The 3,169-nt window shown below is 76.4% G+C and carries 4 protein-coding genes; 3 read left to right on the forward strand and 1 reads right to left on the reverse strand.

The window, feature by feature from the left end; all coding sequences use genetic code 11:
* Positions 1-697 (reverse strand): CDP-alcohol phosphatidyltransferase family protein (locus QZX64_RS00590; protein WP_295656095.1); only part of this gene is annotated, 697 nt, incomplete at its 3' end.
* A gap of 91 nt (positions 698-788) precedes the next feature.
* Here QZX64_RS00590 and QZX64_RS00595 point away from each other — a divergent pair.
* The 3 genes from QZX64_RS00595 to QZX64_RS00605 form a co-directional block, all read left to right on the forward strand.
* Entirely contained in the window at positions 789-1,784 is a 996-nt protein-coding gene (locus QZX64_RS00595; protein ID WP_295656096.1) for a zinc-binding alcohol dehydrogenase, read from the forward strand.
* Complete coding sequence (locus QZX64_RS00600; protein ID WP_295656097.1) at positions 1,781-2,170, forward strand: 6-carboxytetrahydropterin synthase; 390 nt, start codon at positions 1,781-1,783, stop codon at positions 2,168-2,170. The genes QZX64_RS00595 and QZX64_RS00600 overlap by 4 nt, the downstream gene beginning before the upstream one ends.
* Positions 2,167-3,169: glycosyltransferase family 4 protein (locus QZX64_RS00605; RefSeq protein ID WP_295656098.1), on the forward strand; the 1,003-nt coding region annotated here is incomplete at its 3' end. The genes QZX64_RS00600 and QZX64_RS00605, both read left to right, overlap by 4 nt.

Here is a 3,169-nt window from a genome sequence, read left to right on the forward strand (position 1 = left end):
CGTCCGGGTCCTGCCGGTGCTGCCACTGCCAGACGACGTCGCGACCGAACGACTCCGTGAGCAGCGCCAGCGCGCCGGCCAGGGCCGCTGCGGCCACCGCTCCCGGCAGCACGTCGGCCGCCGCCACGACGAGGACGATCCCCTGCACGGCCGCCACCACCTTGGCCCAGTGCCGGGGTGGTGTGGGGCGGCGCAGCCAGGGCAGCAGCCGACCGGCGACGACGTACCCGTAGCGCATCCCGCCGATGGCGAGCACCCACCAGCCGACGGAGGGCGCGACGTGCACGCTCAGCACGGCGATGAGGAAGGCGTCGCTCTCCATGTCGAAGCGCGCGCCGAGGTCGGACACGGTGCCGGTCCGCCGGGCCACCCGCCCGTCGATTCCGTCCAGCGCGAGCGCGGCGGTGCTCAGCACGACCAGCACCGCCACGGGCGTGGGACCGGTGAACGAGTCGGCGACGAGCGCCGCGACGGCGCACGACATGGTGACGCGCACGAGCGTCACCGAGCTCGCGGGGCCGAGCCGCCGGCCGCCGGACCGCTCCAGTGCGCGGCCGAGGAGCAGGGCGAGCGCTGCCCCGCAGACGATGCCGGCCGCCCACCCGCCGGCGCTCAGGCCCACGGTCGCCGAGAGCGCGGCGAGCAGCGCCAGCAGGCCGGCGAGGCCGGCGGACGGCGCCACCTGAACCCGTTCCACGTCACCTCCGTGTGCAAGGCAGTACGACGAGTAGCACGGCGGCGGGCCGCAGGCGGTTCACCGCTCGTCCGGAGGCTGGAGAGGGGTCGCGGTGAGGGAGGCGCGGGCGTTCTGGGTGGTCGGTCCGGGTCACGGTGAGATCAGGCCGGCGCCGCTGCGCGAGCCGCGCTCCGGCGAGGTGCTCGTGCGGGCGACGGCCTCGGCGCTCAGCCGCGGCACGGAGGCGCTCGTCCTGCGTGGCGGCGTGCCGGAGGACCAGCACTGCGCGATGCGCGCGCCCTTCCAGGAGGGCGACTTCCCCTGGCCGGTGAAGTACGGCTACCTCAGCGTCGGGGTCGTCGAGGTCGGGCCCCCGGAGCTGGCGGGCCGCACGGTGTTCTGCCTCTACCCGCACCAGACGCAGTACGTCGTGCCGGTGCAGGCCGTGACGCCGGTCCCGGACGACGTCCCGCACCGCCGAGCCGCCCTGGCCGGGGTGGTCGAGACCGCGATCAACGGGCTCTGGGACGCAGCCCCTCTGCTCGGCGACCGGGTGGCGGTGGTCGGCGCCGGCACCGTGGGCTGCTGCGTCGCCCGCCTGCTCGCCGGCATCCCCGGCACGAGCGTGACCCTCGTCGACACCGACCCGGGGAGAGCCGCGACCGCGGCGGCCCTGGGCGTGGGCTTCGCGCCGGCGGACCAGGCACCGGGCGGGTGCGACCTCGTGGTGCACACCAGCGCCACCGCCGCGGGCCTCCAGTGCTCGCTCGAGCTGCTCGCCGCCGAGGGCGAGGTGATCGACCTGAGCTGGTACGGCGACACCCGCGTCGAGGTGGCCCTGGGAGGGTCCTTCCACTCGGGTCGACTGGCCATCCGGTCGAGCCAGGTCGGCGCCGTCGCGCCCGCCCGCCGGGGTCGACGCAGCACCGCCGACCGGCTCCGCCTGGCGCTGGAGCTCCTCCGCGACCCGGCGTTCGACGCGCTCGTCACCGGCACCTGGCCGTTCGCCGAGCTGCCGCGCGTGATGGCCGATCTCGCGGGCGGCACGCTGCCCTCCGGGTGCCACACCCTCACCTACGGCGAAGGGCAGGAAGCGTGTTCCGCGTGACCGTCCGCGACCACGTCATGGTCGCCCACAGCCTTCGGGGCGAGGTCTTCGGGCCGGCCCAGCGGCTCCACGGCGCGACGTACGTCGTCGACGCGACGTTCGCCGCGACCTCGCTCGACGCCGACGGGATCGTGGTCGACATGGGGCTGGCGACCGAGCAGCTGCACACGCTCCTGGCCGACCTCGCCTACCGCAACCTCGACGAGGAGGAGGCGTTCGCGGGCGTGAACACCTCCACCGAGACGCTCGCGCAGGTGGTCGCCGACCGGCTCGTCGACCGGGTGCACCAGGGCCTGCTCGGACCCGGCGCTCACGGCCTGGCCACGATCACCGTCACGCTCCACGAGTCGCACGTCGCCTGGGCGAGCTACGAGCGTGCGCTGTGACGCTCCCGCCGGAACCCCGACCGCCCGTCCACGTCGTCGTGCCTGAGGGCATCGACGACCCGCGACGGCCCAGCGGCGGCAACGTCTACGACCGCCGGGTCGTCGAGGAGCTGGTGGCCCTGGGGCGCACGGTCCACGAGCACGCGGTGCCCGGCGGCTGGCCGCACCCCGATCGAGCGGCCCTGGCGGCGCTCGCCCGGGTGCTCGACGCGGTTCCTGACGGGGCCGTGGTGCTGGTGGACGGGCTGGTGGCCTCGCCCTCGCCCGTGGTGCTGGTGCCCAGGTCAGGTCGCCTGCGGCTGGTCGTGCTCCTGCACATGCCGCTCGGCGACGCCCGCGAGCGTGCGGTCGTCTCCGCCGCGCACGCGGTGGTGACCCCCAGCCGGTGGGCGCGTCGCCGGGTGGTGCAGCAGCACGGCGTCCCGGCCGGGGCGGTTCACGTCGCCGTGCCGGGCATCGACCCGGCGCCGGCTGCCACGGGCTCACGAGCCGGCGGCCGGCTGCTCTGCGTCGCGGCCGTCGTGCCGGACAAGGGTCACGACGTCCTGGTGGAGGCCCTGGGTCGCCTCGGCCGGTCCCGGTGGCGCTGCCGGTTGGTGGGCGCCACCGACCTCGACCCGGCGTACGTCGCGTGGCTCCGCACCCGCGTGCGGGCAGCCGGGCTCGGCGGCCGGGTGCTCTTCACGGGCCCGCTGACCCGGCACCGGCTCGGCATGGTGGCGAGCGCGTCGGACCTGGTGGTGACGGCGTCCCGCCGGGAGTCCTACGGGATGGCCGTGGCCGAGGCGCTCGCTCGCGGCCTGCCCGTGGTGGCGACCGACGTCGGCGGCCTGCCGGAAGCGGTGGGCCAGGCGCCCGACGGCTCGCGCCCTGGCCTCCTCGTGCCGCCGGACGACCCCGGCGCCCTGGCCGACGGGCTGGCGCGGTGGCTCGGCGACGCAGGTCTGCGCGACCGGCTCCGCCGAGCGGCCCGGCGGCGCGGGGAGGACCTCGGCACCT

It is taken from the genome of uncultured Nocardioides sp. (assembly GCF_902805925.1).
In the GTDB taxonomy this organism is placed as follows: Bacteria; Actinomycetota; Actinomycetes; order Propionibacteriales; family Nocardioidaceae; genus Nocardioides.